16 protein-coding genes and 1 tRNA gene are annotated in these 18,490 nt (G+C 47.6%); 9 read left to right on the forward strand and 8 right to left on the reverse strand.

Features of this window, described 5'->3' with window-relative positions:
• Nucleotides 1–154: 154 nt before the first annotated feature.
• The 3 genes from B0I18_RS12935 to B0I18_RS12945 all read right to left on the reverse strand — a co-directional run bounded on the left by B0I18_RS12935 (nucleotide 155) and on the right by B0I18_RS12945 (nucleotide 2,732).
• Nucleotides 155–415: a DUF3098 domain-containing protein gene (locus B0I18_RS12935; protein WP_106523138.1), complete on the reverse strand. Its 261-nt coding sequence runs from the start codon at nucleotides 413–415 to the stop codon at nucleotides 155–157.
• Nucleotides 416–501: 86 nt separating this feature from the next.
• Nucleotides 502–1,347 (reverse strand): cell division protein FtsX, encoded by an 846-nt coding sequence (locus B0I18_RS12940; protein ID WP_106523139.1) that lies wholly within the window; start codon nucleotides 1,345–1,347, stop codon nucleotides 502–504.
• Between the two features lie 149 nt (nucleotides 1,348–1,496).
• Complete coding sequence (locus tag B0I18_RS12945; RefSeq protein ID WP_181358457.1) at nucleotides 1,497–2,732, reverse strand: ABC transporter permease; 1,236 nt, start codon at nucleotides 2,730–2,732, stop codon at nucleotides 1,497–1,499.
• A 114-nt stretch (nucleotides 2,733–2,846) separates the two neighbouring features.
• Between B0I18_RS12945 and B0I18_RS12950 the strand changes: the two genes are divergently transcribed.
• Together B0I18_RS12950 and B0I18_RS12960 are read left to right on the forward strand one after the other, a co-directional pair.
• Nucleotides 2,847–3,443 (forward strand): rhomboid family intramembrane serine protease, encoded by a 597-nt coding sequence (locus B0I18_RS12950; RefSeq protein ID WP_106523141.1) that lies wholly within the window; start codon nucleotides 2,847–2,849, stop codon nucleotides 3,441–3,443.
• A 2,188-nt stretch (nucleotides 3,444–5,631) separates the two neighbouring features.
• Nucleotides 5,632–7,056 (forward strand): dicarboxylate/amino acid:cation symporter, encoded by a 1,425-nt coding sequence (locus tag B0I18_RS12960; protein ID WP_106523143.1) that lies wholly within the window; start codon nucleotides 5,632–5,634, stop codon nucleotides 7,054–7,056.
• Nucleotides 7,057–7,181: 125 nt separating this feature from the next.
• Here B0I18_RS12960 and B0I18_RS12965 read toward each other — a convergent pair whose 3' ends face one another.
• From B0I18_RS12965 to B0I18_RS12980, 4 genes are all read right to left on the reverse strand, one after another.
• Complete coding sequence (locus tag B0I18_RS12965; protein ID WP_106523144.1) at nucleotides 7,182–7,511, reverse strand: DMT family transporter; 330 nt, start codon at nucleotides 7,509–7,511, stop codon at nucleotides 7,182–7,184.
• A 73-nt stretch (nucleotides 7,512–7,584) separates the two neighbouring features.
• Nucleotides 7,585–8,157: a Crp/Fnr family transcriptional regulator gene (locus B0I18_RS12970; protein ID WP_106523145.1), complete on the reverse strand. Its 573-nt coding sequence runs from the start codon at nucleotides 8,155–8,157 to the stop codon at nucleotides 7,585–7,587.
• 51 nt (nucleotides 8,158–8,208) lie between these two features.
• Nucleotides 8,209–9,312, reverse strand: coding sequence for a trypsin-like peptidase domain-containing protein (locus tag B0I18_RS12975; protein WP_106523146.1), 1,104 nt, complete (start codon nucleotides 9,310–9,312; stop codon nucleotides 8,209–8,211).
• 45 nt (nucleotides 9,313–9,357) lie between these two features.
• Nucleotides 9,358–10,701, reverse strand: coding sequence for a type III secretion system chaperone family protein (locus tag B0I18_RS12980; RefSeq protein WP_106523147.1), 1,344 nt, complete (start codon nucleotides 10,699–10,701; stop codon nucleotides 9,358–9,360).
• A 244-nt stretch (nucleotides 10,702–10,945) separates the two neighbouring features.
• On the opposite strand from B0I18_RS12980, the gene B0I18_RS12985 reads away from it, so the two are divergent.
• From B0I18_RS12985 to rseP, 6 genes are all read left to right on the forward strand, one after another.
• Nucleotides 10,946–11,599: a tetratricopeptide repeat protein gene (locus B0I18_RS12985; RefSeq protein WP_146146737.1), complete on the forward strand. Its 654-nt coding sequence runs from the start codon at nucleotides 10,946–10,948 to the stop codon at nucleotides 11,597–11,599.
• A gap of 29 nt (nucleotides 11,600–11,628) precedes the next feature.
• Nucleotides 11,629–11,820, forward strand: coding sequence for a C1orf53 family protein (locus tag B0I18_RS12990; RefSeq protein ID WP_106523149.1), 192 nt, complete (start codon nucleotides 11,629–11,631; stop codon nucleotides 11,818–11,820).
• Between the two features lie 81 nt (nucleotides 11,821–11,901).
• On the forward strand, nucleotides 11,902–12,228 hold the full coding sequence (locus tag B0I18_RS12995; RefSeq protein WP_106523150.1) for an MGMT family protein: 327 nt from the start codon (nucleotides 11,902–11,904) through the stop codon (nucleotides 12,226–12,228).
• A 133-nt stretch (nucleotides 12,229–12,361) separates the two neighbouring features.
• Nucleotides 12,362–13,732, forward strand: a complete 1,371-nt coding sequence (locus B0I18_RS13000) for a porin (RefSeq protein ID WP_245882092.1) — start codon at nucleotides 12,362–12,364, stop codon at nucleotides 13,730–13,732.
• A 160-nt stretch (nucleotides 13,733–13,892) separates the two neighbouring features.
• On the forward strand, nucleotides 13,893–15,062 hold the full coding sequence (locus tag B0I18_RS13005) for a 1-deoxy-D-xylulose-5-phosphate reductoisomerase (RefSeq protein WP_106523151.1): 1,170 nt from the start codon (nucleotides 13,893–13,895) through the stop codon (nucleotides 15,060–15,062).
• 60 nt (nucleotides 15,063–15,122) lie between these two features.
• The gene (gene rseP, locus B0I18_RS13010; RefSeq protein ID WP_106523152.1) at nucleotides 15,123–16,475 is read left to right on the forward strand and encodes an RIP metalloprotease RseP; all 1,353 of its coding nucleotides are present in this window, start codon (nucleotides 15,123–15,125) and stop codon (nucleotides 16,473–16,475) included.
• Between the two features lie 75 nt (nucleotides 16,476–16,550).
• Here the strand turns inward: rseP and msrA are convergent, their stop codons facing one another.
• Nucleotides 16,551–17,222: a peptide-methionine (S)-S-oxide reductase MsrA gene (msrA, locus tag B0I18_RS13015; protein ID WP_106523153.1), complete on the reverse strand. Its 672-nt coding sequence runs from the start codon at nucleotides 17,220–17,222 to the stop codon at nucleotides 16,551–16,553.
• Nucleotides 17,223–17,357: 135 nt separating this feature from the next.
• On the opposite strand from msrA, the gene B0I18_RS13020 reads away from it, so the two are divergent.
• A tRNA-Ser gene (locus B0I18_RS13020) sits at nucleotides 17,358–17,445 on the forward strand.
• The last annotated feature ends 1,045 nt before the right edge of the window (nucleotides 17,446–18,490 follow it).

Below are 18,490 nucleotides of genomic sequence, written 5' to 3' on the forward strand. Positions count from 1 at the left end.
TATGGGAAATGTTTTGTGCTGAAATTATTTAACCAGGAAGAAAAAATGTTATGAGTGCAAGGGGGCGGAAGCTCCGGCCAGGCTACTTCAGGCCCGGGCATAAAAAAAGCCCCCGGAAACGGGGGCTGTAAGCGGGAATTATTTGGAGGAGTAATTATCCTTTAGGTTTTCTCATGATGGCCCACACTTCCACTACGAAGCCGGCTATAATCACGATAGGCGCCAGGGTGATCCTGCGGAAACTGTAAATTTCTTTTTCATTGAATACATGGGGATCCGGGCTCTTACCGCCAGCCATCAGGGCAAACCCGAGCAGGATAAGCGCCAGACCACCGAACATAATATAGTAATTGGTCTTGTCAAAAAGGAATACAGGTTTGTTTGCCGTCTTTTTGGTTGTATTGGGTGTAGCCATGAATGGTTATCTTTTAAAGAAAATCAAAAATAGGTATTTTTTAATAAGGACCGGGAAAATTTGCCATCCACCTGGCTATCTTCCTGTTAATAAAGATCGTCGAGTTTCAGTTTCAGGTATTTTACTACCGAACGGTGGGTGCTCAGCACCGAGATCAGGATACCCAGTACCAGGATACCCGCGATCAGGATCGCCAGCGATACGTAATCCCTGAGGGCATTGAGTTCGGGCAGCTGTGTGCCGGCGAAGTAAATAAGGGCGATCAGGCCCAGTACGGCGATCAGCGCACTGATCAGGCCGCTTACGATAGCCCGGCTATCAAATGGCCGTGCTATAAACCAACGGGTAGCGCCCACCATCTGCATGGTTTTGATCAGGAGCCTGTTGCTGAACATCGCCAGCCTTACCGTATTGTCGATAATGATTACAACGGCAATAAACAGGATCAGCGCTATTGCGCCCAGCACAATGCCGATCTTGCGGAAATTGCTGTTCATCTGGTCCACCACGGTATTGGGATAACTTACCTCGCGCACGATATTGCTCTGCATAACGAACTGCTGTATCTTTTTCAGGCTGTCGGCATTGACATACTCTGAATGCAGCCGCAGGCTTATGGACGTATACAAGGGGTTAAAATCGAGCAGCTCGCGGAAGTCCTCTCCTTTTTCCTCTACATACTGTTTGGCCGCCTCCTCTTTGGTAATAATGCGGGCATCGCTTACAAACGGTTGTTTCTTCAGTACGGTTTCCAGTTGCTGCGACATCTCATCGCGGGTATTGTCGTGCAGGATCACCTGCACTTCGATCTGCTCTTTGAAAAAGCGGGAGAGGGAACGCCCGTTGATGGCCAGCCAGCCAATGGTGCCCAGTAGAAAAAGAACCAGGGAAATACCGATAATAGAGTAAATATAGGAAGGTGCTTTCTTCATTCGTTATGGTTGTTTTAGGGTACTCAGGACCGGCTTTTCCAACGCTTGTCCACCCGTTTTTAGTATGGCCCCCGCAGGAGCGGAGCAAAAATAAAAATTTGCCTGCAAAGCAGCAGATTTAATTTAAACGGCACCATGCCGTTTAAAACCTATTTGAAACGCAGGGCTTTTACAATATTAATGCCCCGTACCATCAGCGATGGTAAGAGCATGACCAGGGCAAAAAAGATAAGCGCCGCCAGGTCGATAAGCAGTACATGCCAGCTGACCAGCTTTACCGGGGCATAGCTCATATAATACGAACTCTCGTCGAGACTTATAAAATGCGTGTATTGCTGCAGCAGGCAAATACCCACACCCAGCAAAGTGCCCAGCAATATACCCTGCAGGGCTACCTGCAGCGCATGGTATACAAATATCTTTTGCATGGCGCCCGATGCCATACCCAGGGCTTTTAACGTACCGATCATATTGGTCCGTTCCATAATGAAGATCAGCAATGCCGTAGCCATATTGATTACGGCCACCACAGCCATAATGGCCAGGATGATATAGGCATTGGTATTCATCAGGCCCAGCCAGTTAAAGATATTGGGGTAAAGCTCCTGCATCGTGGTGCGGCTCATGGGTGGTTCCAGGTACCTGCGGTAAATGTCGTCGGCAATCCTGCCGGCGGTGGTGTAGTCCCGTACCGCAACCTGGTAGCCGTTTATGGCATTGCCCTCCCAATTACTGATCCTGCGCAGCAGTTGTATATCGCAAAGGGCAAAGTTACGATCGATCTCCTCCATACCCGTATGGTAGGTGCCGCAGATCTGCAGCTTGCGCACCCTCGGGAACTCCTGTTCCGGATCTACGAAATAAGCGAGCAGCGAATCGCCGGTCTTCAGGTTCATTTTCTCCAGGGTGCTCTGCGATAATACGATCTGCTGGGCATAAGCGGAATCGCTGAAGTTAACCGGCTTACCGGAAAAACTGATGGCCTCGTTGCCCTGCCAGCTGTAGCTTGGGTCCACGCCTTTCAATTTCAGGCCTTCCATCAGCCCATTGGCATTCAGGATTACGGGTTTTACCGCAAAGGGATATACCCGGGTTACCCCCGGCACAGCTTTTATCTGTGCGGCCAGTGCGGCATCGTAGGGTATCGGTATGGGCGCAATGATCGAGGCGGGGTTAGGATTATAGGGCGCTACCTGGATATGGCCCCAGAACACGAACATCTTATCCTTGATCGTTTCTTTAAAACCGAACACGACAGCTACCGCTACGATCATAATGGCCACACTCAGGGTAGTAGCCATTGTCGCCAGCCGGGTAATAAACCTCGAAAAAGATGCCTTGCGGTTAGACGCGATCCTGCGCGCAATAAAAAACGGAAGATTCAAACTGGATGTCCTGTGTTTGCTGAAGGGACAAAAATAACCTTTCAGCGCCATATCACAAATCGGTAATACAGGCATTTATGCCGCCTGTCTCAAATCAATGACTATCTTCGCGGCATGAGCATCACCATAATGATTATCGTGGTCACGGCCATCGTGTCCATAATGGCCTTCAACAACGACAAACTGATGAATGACCTGCTGCTTTGGCCGGCGCGCATGCACAACCCGGCCCAGGCTTACCGCCTGCTTACCGCCGGTTTTGTACATGCCGACTATATGCATCTTGCCTTTAATATGATATCGCTTTATTTTTTCGGCGATATCCTGCAGCGTACTATTGGTTCCGAACGTTTCCTGGCCTTGTACCTGATCGGTATCGTGGCTTCCTGTATTCCCTCCTACCTGAAAAAAAGAAATAACCCGGGCTACCGTTCCCTGGGTGCATCGGGTGGGGTAGCCGCCGTTATATTCGCTACGATTTATATGTATCCCTGGGCCAAGATTTACCTGTTTTTTGCCATCGGTATGCCCAGTATCCTTTTTGCGGTATTATACCTCGGTTACACCGCTTATATGGCCCGTAAAGGAGCAGGTATCGTTAACCACGATGCGCACCTCTGGGGCTCGGTATTCGGCCTGTTGTTTATGCTGGCGGTCGACCCTTCGCACGGACAATACTTCATCAGCCAGTTATTACACCCGGTATTATAGTGTCTTAAAATTATATACTTTTTTATCGAGGCCATTCCCCCGGGAGGATGGCCTTTTTTCATGCCTTCACATTTAGAGACGCAGTTTATTTTTAATCAATAAGTAATAAATCGAAAGTTTTATTTACCGGTTGGATGCCGGATCGTTCCTGCCTGTTTTTCTCCGGAGTGCCGGTTGCCTCCCGGTACCCGGAAACCGGTCTGAAAAGTGTAGGCTGGTTTCCGTTTTCCCAAATTACTAATTTGACAATACATCTTATGGGGGCTTTCCTGAAGTAGTCTCTCTGGATATTATTGTACGCTAATTTTACATTTGTTTTTGTTCTGATGTGTTAAGGCGCCCCGCTTTCGCCGGAGCGGGGTGGGTGGATAACGAAGTGTATTTTTTATATATAAATGGTAAGTCGAAATATTGATTTCTGCCCGGTTTGTACGCCTTCAAAATCCTCAGGTTTTTTTCTTTGTTTTTCTTCCTGAAAAATCTCTTCAAAAATACCTGCGCGAAGACGACCTTTTGAAGATGAGCTGCCCCGCTTTCCTATTTTCTGATTGAGATGTTTCGCATTTGTTTATCTATACATTTGTTTTAAAAATAAATAATTTATTACCCTAAATGTTCTGCTTATGCAACCCGCTCCGGAGATGCCGGATTTTAAATAGGAATACTTAACTGGAATAATTAAACAAATGTGATTTTTATATGGAACGAATCATCTGCTTTTGACTTCTTCGCGACTACCCGCCCTGCATCTTCCCCACTGTTTGTGGCTTTTTCCCGGAGTAGGGCAGGAGCCCCATTATTAATCCTGGGATGACGTGCTAATCCAGTCCTTGTTTTTTTAATTCAAAATAAACGACATGTCATATTTCCTTTTGTGTTTGCTCGCCTTTAGCGGCAACACATGTAGTATTAAATTTTCATTTTAATGTTTAGTTTAAAATGATCGTATTCCTATGTGATTTTAATACCCCGGGTATTTTTTCTTTGCTGCTACGTTCTTGCTTACCCGTTAACCTTCCTGCTCCGGGTTTTCTTACCGTTCCTTCCGGTCTGTCATAAATAAGTAGGGTATAATTCAAATTTGAAATTTATCTGTTTTGATAATTCCCTACCTGAATATCGCCCCACTTCCGGCGATCTGCCACCTGCAGTCAATTTTCTGATAAATTACTTTTAATAATAAAGTATTTATTTTAATTATTTATTAGTTCATTAATCAGGTATAAATATTGTTTGTCTGGCTTTCTATGTTTTTCGTTTTGTTATATTGAAATATTTGCATGTTAAATTTAGTGCATTTTACGGCTCTCATTTTTGGCTCCGGATTCCAGCCTGGGGAAGCGGGTGACTCCCCGCTTAAGACTTGTTGTATTTTTTGTATTTGTTTTACGCAACTATGATGGCGGTAGCTGGTCGTTATTTAATGATTTATTATTTTTAAAAATAATTTTTTCAATTAATAAATATTATAAATAATATTATTTTTTGTTCTGCCTTACTGTTTCCTGGTCTTGTTGAATCTTATATTTTAGTATATTAAATTTTTAGCTTTGATTTTAATATTTTAATAATTTATTATTAATAATTATTGAATTTATTTTTTGATTCGCTGGCCGCTATCCTGGGTAACGCCTGGGATGGTAGCGGAAAGGGTAGGAGGGCAGTATTTATAATTAAATTTAATTACTATAATAAATTTGTAATTTGATCGAGTATCGATAGGGGCCGTTTTACGGCCCTTTTTTCTTGCCGGTAAGCGAGGTGCAGGGCGCCTGTTTTTTCGGGCTGTATTTTAAAATTACATAATAATATATATATGCTCAAAAAATAAACATACGCATTTCCGTTATGCTTTAATACTGCTGTATAATATTGATTAGGTAAAATCTATTAAAATATTAATAATGAACTACTTAATTTGATATTTTAAACACTATTATGTCATAGTGGCAGCTTTTTCAATTTTTGCATAAAAATTTCCATTTAAATTTTTGATTTTTAGTTTTTTATTAACGTTTATTGTACTATTTTATAGATTAAATGCAAAGCGATCTCAAAAATTATTTTGGTATTATTTTTTAGTTTTATATATAATAATAAAAACCGCTTTTTTAGCGCTTAGGCAGATTAAATTTTCTATTTTTACAGGCCGGCACCAATGCTGCGTATTAAACTGTAATTTTTTTGCATGAAAAAAATTTTAGCTGTATCATCTTTCCTTACGTTTACGATTGCATCCATTATTTCATTTTTGCATATAAATAATATATTTCATGTCGGGCAACTTACGGCCAGTATTTTCTGGTGGTTGTTCGTTGTTGAAATATTTATATTTGCATTATATAAAAAATCACTCACCACCTGGATCCTCGTGGCCATGGTAATCGGTATCCGGGTTGGATTCGACTTTAAAGAAATTGCACTTAATCTAGGCGTGCTCAGCAAGGTTTTTTTAAAGCTGATCAAGACCGTGATCGGGCCGATCCTGTTCTCCACCCTGGTGGTTGGCATAGCCGGTCATGCCAACCTGAAGCAGCTGGGCAGGATGGGCTGGAAGTCCTTATTGTACTTTGAAGTGGTAACCACTCTCGCGCTTGCGATCGGTGTAATTGCAATTAATGTCTCCCAGGCCGGTGTGGGTGTTACCCTGCCCGAAGGGTACCATCACGATTTGCCGGCTACTGTAACCAAGACCTGGCAGGACCATATCCTCGATATTTTCCCAGAAAATATTGCCAAGGCGGTGGCCGAAGGACAGGTTTTACCCATTGTAGTTTTTAGTATTATATTCGGAATCGGGCTGGCCATGCTGAGTGAAGAGAAGCGGAGGCCGATGCTGCAGTTCTCCGAAAGCCTGGCAGAAACGATGTTCAAGTTCACGAACATCATCATGTATTTTGCCCCTTTCGGGGTCGGCGCAGCCATCGCTCACGCCACTGCCGAGCTCGGCGTGGACATTCTTTTTGCGCTTTTGAGATTATTATTAACCTTATATGTTGCCCTGCTGGTGTTCGTAACCGTGGTGCTGGGATCGGTAATGGCCATTTGTAAAATCCCAGTTTTGACCTTTTTGAAAGCCGTTCGCGAACCGGTTTCGATCGCTTTTGCGACCACCAGTTCGGAGAGCGCGCTGCCCAAAGCCATGGAAAATATGGAGCGGATCGGGGTGCCGCGCAAGATCGTAGCCTTCGTTTTACCTACCGGTTATACCTTCAACCTGGACGGTACTACCCTGTATTTATCGCTCGCCGCGATCTTTGTAGCCCAGGCTGCCAACATCCCGATGACCCTCGGCGAGCAGCTGATATTAGTATTTACACTTATGCTTACGAGCAAAGGAGTGGCCGGTGTTCCGCGTGCTTCGCTGGTCATTTTGATCGGCGCAGCGGCTGCTTTTAAGCTCCCGCTCTGGCCGATCATGGCCATTTTGGGCATCGACGAATTAATGGATATGGCTCGTACATCGGTCAATGTTTTTGGGAATTGCCTGGCGAGTTGCGTGGTGGCGCGCTGGGAAGGAGAGCTGGACGACGCCAAATTACACGCTCCTTTTCATGAAAGCGACGAGTCGCCATTAAGAGATAAAGAGGAAAGATTCATTGATAATCATTGATTTGTGAATGTTATTTGATGTATTTTAATTTAAATTAATGATTATCAATTGATTGTAAATGTTTGTTGAATTAAAAAAGCGGCCGTATTTGCGGCCGCTTTTTTATGATTTTCACGTATCGTTTTCTAATGCGAGGATACTGCTTTGAGCCCGATAATGGAGCAGATCAGGGTGCTGATAAAGAACAAACGCCAGAAGCCGGCGGGCTCTTTAAACACCAGGATGCCGATCAGCACACTGCCCACCGCGCCTATCCCGGTCCATACGGCATAGGCCGTACCGATCGGTAAGGTCTGCGTAGCCTTGTACAAAAGGTACATACTGATGGTCAGGGAAATGATAAAACCGACAAACCAAAGTGTGGATGCCGTGCCGGAAGTTTCGCGTGCTTTACCCAGGCAGGTGGCAAAACCTACCTCGAACAGCCCGGCGATAATAAGTAAGATCCAGTTCATTTTTAGGAATATTTAGCATGCAAATTTCGGACGGGTAACCGGTAATTCCTTTAGCAAAAGCTAAAAAATAAGCCTATTTTACCTGGGCCCGGATGCGGCTCAGGGTTACCTGGTTGATACCCAGGTAGGAGGCGATATGCCCCAGTTGTACCCTTTGTAATAGCTCCGGGCTTTCTGCCAGCAGCTCGGCATAACGCTCGGAGGCGGTCCTGAATTGCCGGGATATCAGTCGCTCCTCCGTTTTGACCAGCTCGCGTTCGGCCATTTTCCGGCCCCAGTTGGCGATATGGATATCGCGCAGGAAGAGCGCCTGCAGCGTGGCGCCGGAGAGGCGGAAAAGACTGGTCTTTTCCAGCAGCTCCACGAACTCGTAGCCTGGTTTATTATAGATATAACTATTGTAGGACAGTACCGTATCGCCCTCGCTGCCAAACCAGAAGGTAACTTCGTGGTCGTCCTGGTCGCAAAATGCCCTTACCATGCCTTGCCGGATAAAATAGATCGCTGTTTCGAGCCGGCCGGCGCGGAACAGCAGGCTGCCCTTGGCATGTTCCACCGGTTCGCAGGCAGCCGAAAGCGTGGCTGCGGCAGCTGGAGGCAAGGGGTAAACCGATTGGAGTATGGTGTGCAGTTCAGGGTAGGACATGCCGGTGGGATATGAGTGAGGAAAAGGGCGGGCCAAAGCCCGCCCCCTGGATTATTGTTCTTCCAGTATGCGGATACAGCCGTACTGTTTGATCAGGATATCGTCGTAATAGTCTGCTTTTTCGAACAGCTGGCGGAAGGCTTTTTCCCCGCTTTCCACGGTCAGGTCCAGGTCGTAGATCAGGCTGCTGAGTACGATATTCTGGCCATTGAGGCTAAACAGCATGCCTTTAAGGCTGGCGTTGGCCTTCAGCAGGAATTCGTAGGTGGCCGCGATCTGTTCTTTGGGAATGCTGCAGAGAAAAGCGTCGCTGATAATAAAATAGGTGTCGGGGTTGTAATTGATCCGGATCTTGGCCGAACCTTCCTCTACTTCCCAGAAATTGTACCCGCTACGGGCCAGTTCTTTGTTTTTTCCGAGTTTTTCGAGCACATCTTCAATGGTTTTGGCAATGCCGCTTACCACGGCCTCTTTATTCTCTTCTTCCAGGCCCGGCAGGCTGATCCGGGTACCGCAGTTGGAGCAGTACTGGCCGCCTTCGATATTCTGCGCGGTTACCAGCGAGGTGCAGGATGGGCAGCGCACCGCTGTTTGCCCGCGCAAGGGCACATATTGGTCCAGGGCTTGTTTCAGGTCGTCGACCGGCAGGGCAAAGCCCAGGTTGTCGCCGCCTTTTATAATAAAGGTATTTACCCCCACAATCTCCCCGTGGCTGTTTACGAGCGGGCCTCCACTGTTGCCGGGGTTAATGGCCGCATCGATCTGGATATATTTTAGACCCGAATGTACCCGGTCTATGCGCGAAACCACGCCCTGGGTAGCCGTATAGTTGAGTCCATAGGGGTGGCCGATGGCAATTACCGTATCACCGTCGTGCAGGGCGCTGTAGGCGCCGAGCCGTACCTGGGGCATTTCGGTGTTTTCGGGCGGGGTTATAAATGCCAGGTCGTATTTTTCGTCGGCAAATACAACCCGCGACAGTTGTTTGTCGAAGTTGCGTCCCTTGATCGTTACCTTCCAGTTGTCTTTTACAACGTGGTTATTGGTTACGATCAGCCCGAAATCTTTCAGGAAGAAGCCGGTACCGGTACCGGTCTTGGTGGCGATCTGTACTACGGCGTTCCGGAAGTTATCGATCAGTTCTTGCGTCGTCATGGGCAGGTATACAATATAGGATACCAGGCGCGGGCGCCTGTTTTTTTAATTTTTTCTCGGGTCAAGGTTGGCATTGGCCAGTTGTTCGCTAAAGCTGATACCGAAATTATACAGGCTGTCGAACCGCAATTGTGCCGGATCGAAAACCAGGTAGGGAAACTTTTCCCGGTGCTTACCTACGATCTGCAGTACCCGTTGCTGGATCCAGCTTTTGTTAAACTGGTTGGCTGCGGCCTGGTAGATCTTTTTCTGGGCGCCTACCGCTTCAAAATAGTCTGCATGCATCACGGTCATATATAAATGGTATAACTCGGCCAGTACATCGGGCATGCTGAAGGTGTACTGGTTGTACGACAGGCCGTATTCGTTCAGGATCAGCGCCAGGTCGGGATGTTTGTTTTCGATATACCAGTACGAATCGCGGTTGCTGTTTTCGATGGTCTCCTTTGTCTTGTCCATTTTCGGCGGATTGGTAATCGCGAAGGTCGCTTTAGCACGGTACAGGTTCAGTGCAAAATCTTCGCGCGACAGCTGGAGCAGCTTACGCAGTTCGTCCTGCATCATCTGGTTGCGTTCGATAATGGGCACCTCGTCTTTTTTGGTCCAGTAGATGCCGTTTATCTTTTCCAGGTCGGCCAGCAGTTTGGCTTCCGGCGCTATCAGGTAGTCGATGCGGTACAGGGTATTGAGCAGCAGGTAGGCGATCGAACCCGAAAAAGAATCCTGGTTCAGCGTCGATATGCGTTGCAGGGCCTCTTCGATCCATTTACGGAAATAAGTATATTTCACGTCGAGCTCGGCATCGGGCAGGGATTGTATATGGCCCGTGTCGACGGCTTCCAGCATTTTAAAATCGGCGATGAGGGTATCGTCCTGGCGGTCGGCCTTGGTGGCCAGCTCCTTCAATCCGTAGTACAGTTTATTCGGGTTGGCGGCCTCCAGCGGCGTTTCGAAGATCATCGAAAGTACATTATCGTCGCGCAGTGCCGTACGGGTATAGTACAGGCCGAAGTTTAGTTCGAGCATACGGCGCATGACGGCCGCGCTGGGGCTGTTCATTTTTACCACCGGCACTTCGGCTGTGATATGACTGCCGTCGCAGCTGCCGTAGATGTGTTTGGAGCCCTGGTATAATTCAAAACTGAATTGCTCGCCCTGTGGCCGGAAGATCACATTGTCCTCTTTATCGTCGCGCAGGTAATCGAAAAACGCGGCGATAGCGCCGGGATAGTTTTTGGCTTTAAAAAAATCTTCGGCCTCGTACCATTTATGGGTTTTGGCCAGGGGTTTATTGTTGTCGCTGTACCGTCCGAAACGGAGCGATGCACTGCCGGGTATATTGGTGGGGTTCTGCTCTTTTTTTCCGAATAACTTATCTAGCCATCCCATAATAATGATCGTATAATTGTAGGGTTTCCGGGGTAAAATAGGGTTTCAGCGCCATCGGGCGGTAGGTGCGACAAATGTACATAATTTAGCACAGCGCGCAGGAGCGCGGCTTCCGTTTTATCTGTTTTTTAGGGGAATAGGCGAAGGGGCCGGTCTGCCGGGTAATAATACTACGGTAAAATGCGGCGGGGCTGTTGCTCCGGGGCATTAATTGTTTTACCTTTGCGCTCCATTATATATAATTATGTTCGCATTACGTCGTTTTATTGTTATGAACCGCCTGCTCCTGGCGGTAGTTCTGCTGGCTTCAGGCTTTCTGCTCGGGTTTAAGGTAACCTGGTGGCTGGGCTGGCTGCCGATGTTTATTGCTGTGCTGATGGTGGTTGCTCATTTTATGATCGGTCCTATTACCCTCATGCAGCGTTATGTAGAAGAAGGTAATGTGGAAGGTGCACAGCAACTAATCAAAAGAGTAAAGTATCCCAACCTGTTATATAAGCCTATCCGTTCGGCGTATTATATGCTGAAAGCCAACTTTTCGACTATGAACGAAGACCTGGACGCCGCCGAAGCCGAGCTGAGGAAAGGCCTGGAGTCGGGCGTGGGTGATAAGGATTTCCAGGGCACGGCATTATTACAGCTGGGGTCTATCGCTTACCGTAAAGGCAATATGAAAGAGGCTTACGAGCAGCTGCGTAAAGCGGTGCAGGCTGGTTTGCCCGATCCCGACAGTAATGCAACGGCTTTCCTGCAACTGGCATCCATTTGCCTGCAGCGCCGCGACTATAAAGGATCCAAATTCTACTACGCCAAAGCTAAGGCTGCTAAACCGAAAAACGAACAGATCGTAGAGCAGCTTAACGAGATGAAAAAATATATGGCGCGTATCCCGGGTTAATACCGGTTACGGTCATTTGCCGACAGGACATGAAAATAACCGAAGGGCTCGACTACTATTTTAACGACGAGGGTAAAATGGTGCTTACGGCGCATTATCTGCTTAACCGCGGATATTGTTGTGGAAATGGTTGCCTGCATTGTCCTTACGATTACGTGAATGTACCCGAGCCCAAAAAGAAAGCGCTGCTTGACGCGAGAAAGCGGCAGGAAAAAAAATAAACTATATGCTCCGCCGAAGTAGCTTACTTTAGCGGGGCATTTCTATTTCCGCTTGGTTTTATCCAAACCTTAATCCCGGTTATGGCAAAAGAATCGATATACGACCTCATTTTCGACATAGCCCGGCATATACCCAAAGGCCGGGTTACCTCCTACGGCGCTATTGCGAAGTGCATCGGTACCGGGGCTTCTGCCCGGTTGGTGGGCTGGGCTATGCACCTGGCCGGTAATTATCCCGATGTGCCGGCCCACCGCGTGGTCAATAGCAAAGGCCTGCTCACGGGCAAACATCATTTTGGCGGCGACAGGATGGAAAAACTATTAAAGAAGGAGGGTATTAAGGTGAAAAACGACCAGGTGCAACAGTTCGAAACGGTGTTCTGGGATCCGGCTACACTGGGTCTTTAAGTACTGGTTAATAAGGTAACATTTCAATGTTAAATAATTATTACCTTAACGTTACCTAATCTTAATCTTTGTGTGAAGATTATGATACCTTGTTTCTTCCTGATATTTTTGCTCGCGAAAAAAAATATACACCTTGAAACGAGTTTTACCCTTCCTTGTTTTGCTGGCGCTGATAACAGGCGTGCGGGCTACCGCACAGAATCTGAAAACCGATATCCAGTCGCTCAGCAACAGCGGTGGCAAACTGCTTACCGACATGATCGATACTTCGACCCGCATGGGCAAGAATATGCTTTCGTTGTACAACAAGCTCGGCCAGATCGGTTTTAGCGGCTACCTGCAGCCCCAGTTCCAGTATTCAGAGTCGAAGGGCAATCCCAACACCTTCCAGGGTGGCGAATGGGGGCCTTATGTCGATAACCGGTTCCGGCTTCGCCGCGGGCGGTTGCGTACCGACTTTACCCATTATACCGCCGATGGTAAACCCGAAGTGTATTTCCTGTTCCAGTTCGACGGTACGGAGCGGGGCGTAAATATCCGTGACTTCTGGGGCCGTTATTATGAAAACAAATGGCAGTTGTTTCACTTTTCCGCCGGTATGATGGCCCGTCCTTTCGGGCACGAAGTGCTGCTGTCCTCTATTTTCCGCGAAGCGCCCGAACGGGGCCGTATGTCGCAAACGATTATGAATACCGAACGTGACCTGGGTTTTATGGTCAGTCTTAATCCACGCAAGTCCACCTCCAAATGGAGATGGTTTGCTATAGACCTGGGTATCTACAACGGCCAGGGGCTTACCGGTCCGGCAGAGTACGACAGTCATAAAGATGTTGTATTCCGCATCAGTTCCAAAAGACAGGAGCTGGGTAAGAGCGGCATTAAGATATCCGGCGGTGTGAGTGGTTATTTTGGAGGGATCGAAAACCGTAATGCCCGCCTGTTTACTACCGTGCAGCAGGGTGGTCAGTGGATGATGGTCTCCGATTCGCTGGAAAGCAATATCGGGCGGGTAGGGCAACGTCGTTATTTCGGGGCCGATATGCAGATCGTGATCCCGAACGGCAGTAACCGCGGGCAGACCGAGTTCCGCGCCGAGTTTATCGGCGGACAGCAAACGGCCACGGCCAGTACCTCTGCTACACCCGGCGCTTATGCTACCGATGCTACCGGCGCTATCCTGCCTTTGTATACCCGTTCGTTCAATGGCGCTTATTTCTATTTCCTGCAGCACCTGGGTAGCTGGCAGCACCAGGTGGTGCTTAAGTTCGATTGGTACGATCCCAATACCAAAGTAAGTGGCAACCAGATTTCCAAAGCCAATGGATTTACCCCGGCAGATGTCCGTTATAATACTTTGGGTGGTGGCTACTTACACTATATCAATCAATACTTAAAGATCGTTTTGTGGTATGAGCACCCGATCAATGAAAAGACACAGCTCGCCGGCTTTGAAAAGGACCAGAAGGATGGTATTTTTACCTGCAGGGCACAGTTCAGTTTCTGATTTTTGATACCGTATTTATTCAAACCGACCGGTTGGAAGCCCTGCTTTCAACCGGTCTTTTTTTGGCGCCGGCGTATTATTTTTCGATAAAATTTTAACGGTCGTACGGGGCCGGGCAACGACGTTTTACTGCACCCAATTCTTTACCTTTGCGGGCTATATGAAAAAAAGATTAGCGATATTAGGTTCGACGGGTTCAGTAGGTACACAGGCGCTCGAGGTGGTGGATCAGCACCCCGGTTTGTTTACCGTTGAGATTTTAAGCGCACACAGCAATGATGCCCTGCTCATCGAGCAGGCTGCCAAATATAAGCCCAATGCCGTAGTGGTTACGGACGAAACAAAATATGATACTGTAAAATCGGCCCTGGCCAATTCAGATATAAAAGTGTTCTGCGGCGCCCAGTCGCTTTGCGAAGTGGTGCAATGGGATTCTGTAGATCTCGTATTGGCTGCCATCGTCGGTTTTGCCGGTTTACATTCAACCGTAGCGGCATTGCAGGCCGGTAAGCAGGTGGCTATTGCCAATAAGGAGACCCTGGTTGTGGCCGGCGAGATCGTAATGAAGCTGGCCCAGGAGAAGAATATCCTGCCCCTGCCGGTCGACAGCGAGCACTCGGCCCTGTTCCAGTGCCTGGTAGGCGAGCGGGCCGATGCCATCGAAAAGATCATCCTTACCGCGTCCGGCGGGCCTTTCCTCGGTAAAAAAACCAATTTCCTGGTTAATGTAAAAAAAGACCATGCCCTGCAACATCCCAACTGGGCGATGGGCGCTAAAATAACGATCGACTCGGCAACCCTCATGAACAAAGGGCTCGAGATGATCGAAGCCAAATGGTTGTTCGGTCTGCAAAACGAACAGATCGATGTGGTTATCCACCCGCAGTCTATTATCCACTCTCTGGTGCAGTTCCGCGATGGTTCGCTCAAAGCCCAGATGGGCCTGCCCGATATGAAGTTGCCTATCCAGTATGCACTGGGTTACCCGCAACGTCTCTCAAACGATTTTAAACGTTTCGATTTCCGCGAATACGGCAGTTTCACTTTCGAGGCACCCGATTACAAAACATTCCGTAATCTTGCGCTGGCTAAAGATGCGATGTACAAAGGCGGAAATGCGCCCTGCGTGCTCAATGCAGCCAACGAAGTAGTGGTTAATGCCTTCCTGCAAAACAAGGTCGGCTTCCTGGAAATGAACGACATTATCGAAAGCGCGCTTCAAAAGATCAGCTTTATAGAAGCGCCTGTAATGGCCGATCTGGAACAAACCGATGCAGAAACCCGTAAGTTTACCGAAAGCCTGGTGAAAAAAAGCCAGTTATATAGTTAATTTGCGGACGGTAACTTAACTTGCCGGGATCAAGTATATTTGAAACACTAAAAACACATTATGTCAGGAATTTGGGTGCAGGTTGTACAATTCATTATGGCCTTGTCGCTGTTGATTGTACTGCACGAAGGAGGTCACTTTTTCTTCGCGCGCTTATTTAAAACACGGGTTGAGAAGTTCTACCTTTTCTTTGATTTCCTTTTTCCTTTTAGTAATATCTTACCTTTTTCCCTGTTTAAAAAGAAGATCGGTGAAACCGTATGGGGTATCGGCTGGTTCCCGCTGGGTGGTTATGTAAAAATAGCCGGTATGGTGGACGAGAGCATGGATAAAGAACAGCTGGCCAAACCGCCCGAGCCCTGGGAGTTCCGCTCCAAGAAAGCCTGGCAGCGCCTGCTGATCATGCTGGGCGGTATTATCGTCAATGTACTGCTGGCTTTCCTCATCTATGCCATGATCCTTTTTGTATGGGGTAAACAACGTTTGCCTATTGCTGAAATGAAGCAGGGTATTATGGTTACCGATTCGCTGGCTTATAAACTGGGTTTCCGCGATGGCGATAAGATTGTAGCCGTAGACGGACAAAGGCCTAAATACTACGATGAGATCCTGGCCGAAATGCTGTATGCCAAAAATGTAGTGGTAGAGCGCGAGGGTAAGGAAGAAACACTGACCATGCCTGTCGACTGGGTGGGCAATCTTAAAAAAGGATTATTCGTTACAGCCGTGCCATCGGTGATCGGTACCGTACAACAAGGTTCGGGTGCCGCTGCCGCCGGTCTGCAGGCCAAAGACCAGATCATTGGCTTCAACGAGCTGAAAACGCCTACTCATGCCTCTTTTAAGAAAGAAGCCGGCGTGTATAAAGGCCAGGTTATCGACCTGCACTTCCTGCGCGATGGCAGGGAGATGACCGCGAAAGTACAGGTAAGCGACACCGGTACTATCGGTTTTATGCAGATGGGTATCGACGACCTCATCAAGATCGGCCTCATCAAGGTTGAAACCCGCAAGTACGGCTTCTTCGAATCCTTCCCGGCAGGCCTCGCCCTGGGTGTGGATAATATTAAAGGCTATGCCCGCCAGCTTGGCCTGATCCTCGACTTCAAAACCAAGGCCTACAAGCAAACGGGCGGTTTTATTTCCATGGCCAATATCTATGGCAGAGAATGGGACTGGCAACGATTCTGGAGCATTACCGCAATGATCTCCATTGCGCTGGCGATTATGAACCTGTTGCCGATACCGGGCCTGGACGGTGGTTATGTTGTATTTACCCTGATCGAGATGATTACCGGCCGCAAGGTGAATGAGAAAGTGATGGAAGTGGCTACCACCATTGGTTTGGTATTATTGCTCTGCCTGATGGTGCTCGTAAACGGCAACGATATCTTTAAACTGCTCAAGCATTAGCCATAGGTTTTACCTATGTACCGATAAAAAGAAAGTCCGCCCGGGAGGGGCGGACTTTCCTGCTTTTACAGGGTTTTACTGTTTTAATTTACCGGCAAACACCTTTTTAAACTTATCGAGTTTAGGTTGGATCACCATGCGGCAATACCCTTCATTGCCATTCTCGTTGTAATAGTTCTGGTGGTAATCCTCTGCGCCGTAAAAGGTGCCGTAGGGCTTTACCTCTGTTACAATGGGACTGTTGTAGGCATGTTCCTCGTTCAGTTTTTTGATGTAGTATTCCGCTTTTTCTTTCTGCTCGGCATTGTGATAATAAATACCCGAACGGTATTGCGTACCGATGTCGTTGCCCTGGCGGTTAAGCTGGGTAGGGTCGTGCGAGGTAAAGAATGCGGCCAGCAGTTCATCGTAGGAGATGATGCTCGGGTCGTAGGTAATATTGCAGGCTTCTGCATGGCCTGTAGTGCCCGTGCATACCTGTTTGTAGGTGGGGTTGGGTACATGGCCGTCGGTGTAGCCGGACACTACCGTATCGACGCCTTTAAGCTGCTGGAATTGGGCTTCTACGCACCAGAAGCATCCGGCGGCAAAAGTGGCTACTTCTTTTTTATGATCTGACATATCCTGTGCTTGTTTTTTATTCATTTCTGCAAAAGTAGGGCTTTGGGTAACATCTTTCTTTTGCGCGCAGGCACTGAAGCTGAAGGGCAGTAACAGCAAGGTGCTTTTTAAAAAGGCTTTGAACATAATTTGTGGTTTTATACTTAAAGATACGGGATAAGGGTGTGAATGGATTGTTAGGAAACACAGGCCAGTAAAGGCTTTGAAAAATATTTGCAGATTTTTTTTGAAAATTGAATTGCTTGCCTTTATTTTGCGCCCGGAAGGATGGCAGAGTGGTCGATTGCGACGGTCTTGAAAACCGTTGACTGTAACAGGTCCGGGGGTTCGAATCCCTCTCCTTCCGCCAGTAAAAATGCTACCCGAAGGGTAGCATTTTTTGTTTCAGGACGATTTGAATTTATTCAAAAGAGTCATGAAACAAAAAAATGAAGGAGCGTAGCGACTGCATTTTTACTGAAGCCTTCCCGCCCGGGGGATCAGGCAATAATCCCTTACTGTTACCGGAGACGAACCAACAGTGTATGAACTAGTCCTGTAGGCATCCTCGCGCAGCGTCCTTGAAAGAGACGCTGCTGGGAAAGCAAGAGCGTAGCGACTGCATTTTTACTGAAGCCTCCCCGCCCGGGGGATCATGCAATAATCCCTTACTGTTACGGGATACAAACCAACAGTGTATGGACCACTTCTGTAGTCATCCTCATGCAGTGTCCTTGAAAGAGACGCTGGGGGGAAGCAGATTTTATCTCGCTGCGAGCGCTGCGTCGCAGCGAGAACAATAAAATACTATTGCTGATAATACTTCCTGGCGCATACAGGCTGGTAAAATCTTTGCCATAATGCAAATGTGTAGGTGGACAACTATGAGAGCAGGTGTAGGTGGATAGTACTCGAGTTCAGGTACTGACAAATTCCTGTATCTTCCCCGCGCAGCGTCCCTGAGGGAGACGCTGCGGGGAAGCAATAAAAAGCCTTGTTCTTAAAACGAATCATCATTTTGCCAGATCCCTATTTACTTAGCTATTCTTAGTGCCTCGCTACGAATTTACCTGGCCTGGCAGCTGATACTATTTGCAGCAGTGGAATACTTTTTTTATCGCAGCGATACGGCGACGCAGCGAACGGGTGCATATTGGTCGTAACATCTGGACACCAACCGCCTAGGCATGCTTAGCTCAACACCCGTTACATACATTGTCGGGACGTCAAGCCAGGAAATAACCGAACATACCGACCTTTAGAAAAAGGGCGTTAATAAAATGCTGCAGGACGCCGTATAGAAAGAAATACAGTTCCCACAGTCTGGCCCTGTACCTTAGTTCGTTCGTCATTCCTTCGTCCATTTTTTTCTACTGCCCGGACTTATTTCTTTTAGGCGTACAAGGCATTTTTAG

The organism is Taibaiella chishuiensis (assembly GCF_003014535.1).
In the GTDB taxonomy this organism is placed as follows: domain Bacteria; phylum Bacteroidota; class Bacteroidia; order Chitinophagales; family Chitinophagaceae; genus Taibaiella; species Taibaiella chishuiensis.

What these genes read in the sequence shown, in the direction of transcription:
- B0I18_RS12935 (WP_106523138.1), bottom strand. Translation starts at nt 415, where the DNA reads ATGGCTACACCCAATACAACCAAAAAGACGGCAAACAAACCTGTATTC.
- B0I18_RS12940 (WP_106523139.1), bottom strand. Translation starts at nt 1,347, where the DNA reads ATGAAGAAAGCACCTTCCTATATTTACTCTATTATCGGTATTTCCCTG.
- B0I18_RS12950 (WP_106523141.1), top strand. Translation starts at nt 2,847, where the DNA reads ATGAGCATCACCATAATGATTATCGTGGTCACGGCCATCGTGTCCATA.
- B0I18_RS12960 (WP_106523143.1), top strand. Translation starts at nt 5,632, where the DNA reads ATGAAAAAAATTTTAGCTGTATCATCTTTCCTTACGTTTACGATTGCA.
- B0I18_RS12965 (WP_106523144.1), bottom strand. Translation starts at nt 7,511, where the DNA reads ATGAACTGGATCTTACTTATTATCGCCGGGCTGTTCGAGGTAGGTTTT.
- B0I18_RS12970 (WP_106523145.1), bottom strand. Translation starts at nt 8,157, where the DNA reads ATGTCCTACCCTGAACTGCACACCATACTCCAATCGGTTTACCCCTTG.
- B0I18_RS12975 (WP_106523146.1), bottom strand. Translation starts at nt 9,312, where the DNA reads ATGACGACGCAAGAACTGATCGATAACTTCCGGAACGCCGTAGTACAG.
- B0I18_RS12980 (WP_106523147.1), bottom strand. Translation starts at nt 10,701, where the DNA reads ATGGGATGGCTAGATAAGTTATTCGGAAAAAAAGAGCAGAACCCCACC.
- B0I18_RS12985 (WP_146146737.1), top strand. Translation starts at nt 10,946, where the DNA reads ATGTTCGCATTACGTCGTTTTATTGTTATGAACCGCCTGCTCCTGGCG.
- B0I18_RS12990 (WP_106523149.1), top strand. Translation starts at nt 11,629, where the DNA reads ATGAAAATAACCGAAGGGCTCGACTACTATTTTAACGACGAGGGTAAA.
- B0I18_RS12995 (WP_106523150.1), top strand. Translation starts at nt 11,902, where the DNA reads ATGGCAAAAGAATCGATATACGACCTCATTTTCGACATAGCCCGGCAT.
- B0I18_RS13005 (WP_106523151.1), top strand. Translation starts at nt 13,893, where the DNA reads ATGAAAAAAAGATTAGCGATATTAGGTTCGACGGGTTCAGTAGGTACA.
- rseP (WP_106523152.1), top strand. Translation starts at nt 15,123, where the DNA reads ATGTCAGGAATTTGGGTGCAGGTTGTACAATTCATTATGGCCTTGTCG.
- msrA (WP_106523153.1), bottom strand. Translation starts at nt 17,222, where the DNA reads ATGTTCAAAGCCTTTTTAAAAAGCACCTTGCTGTTACTGCCCTTCAGC.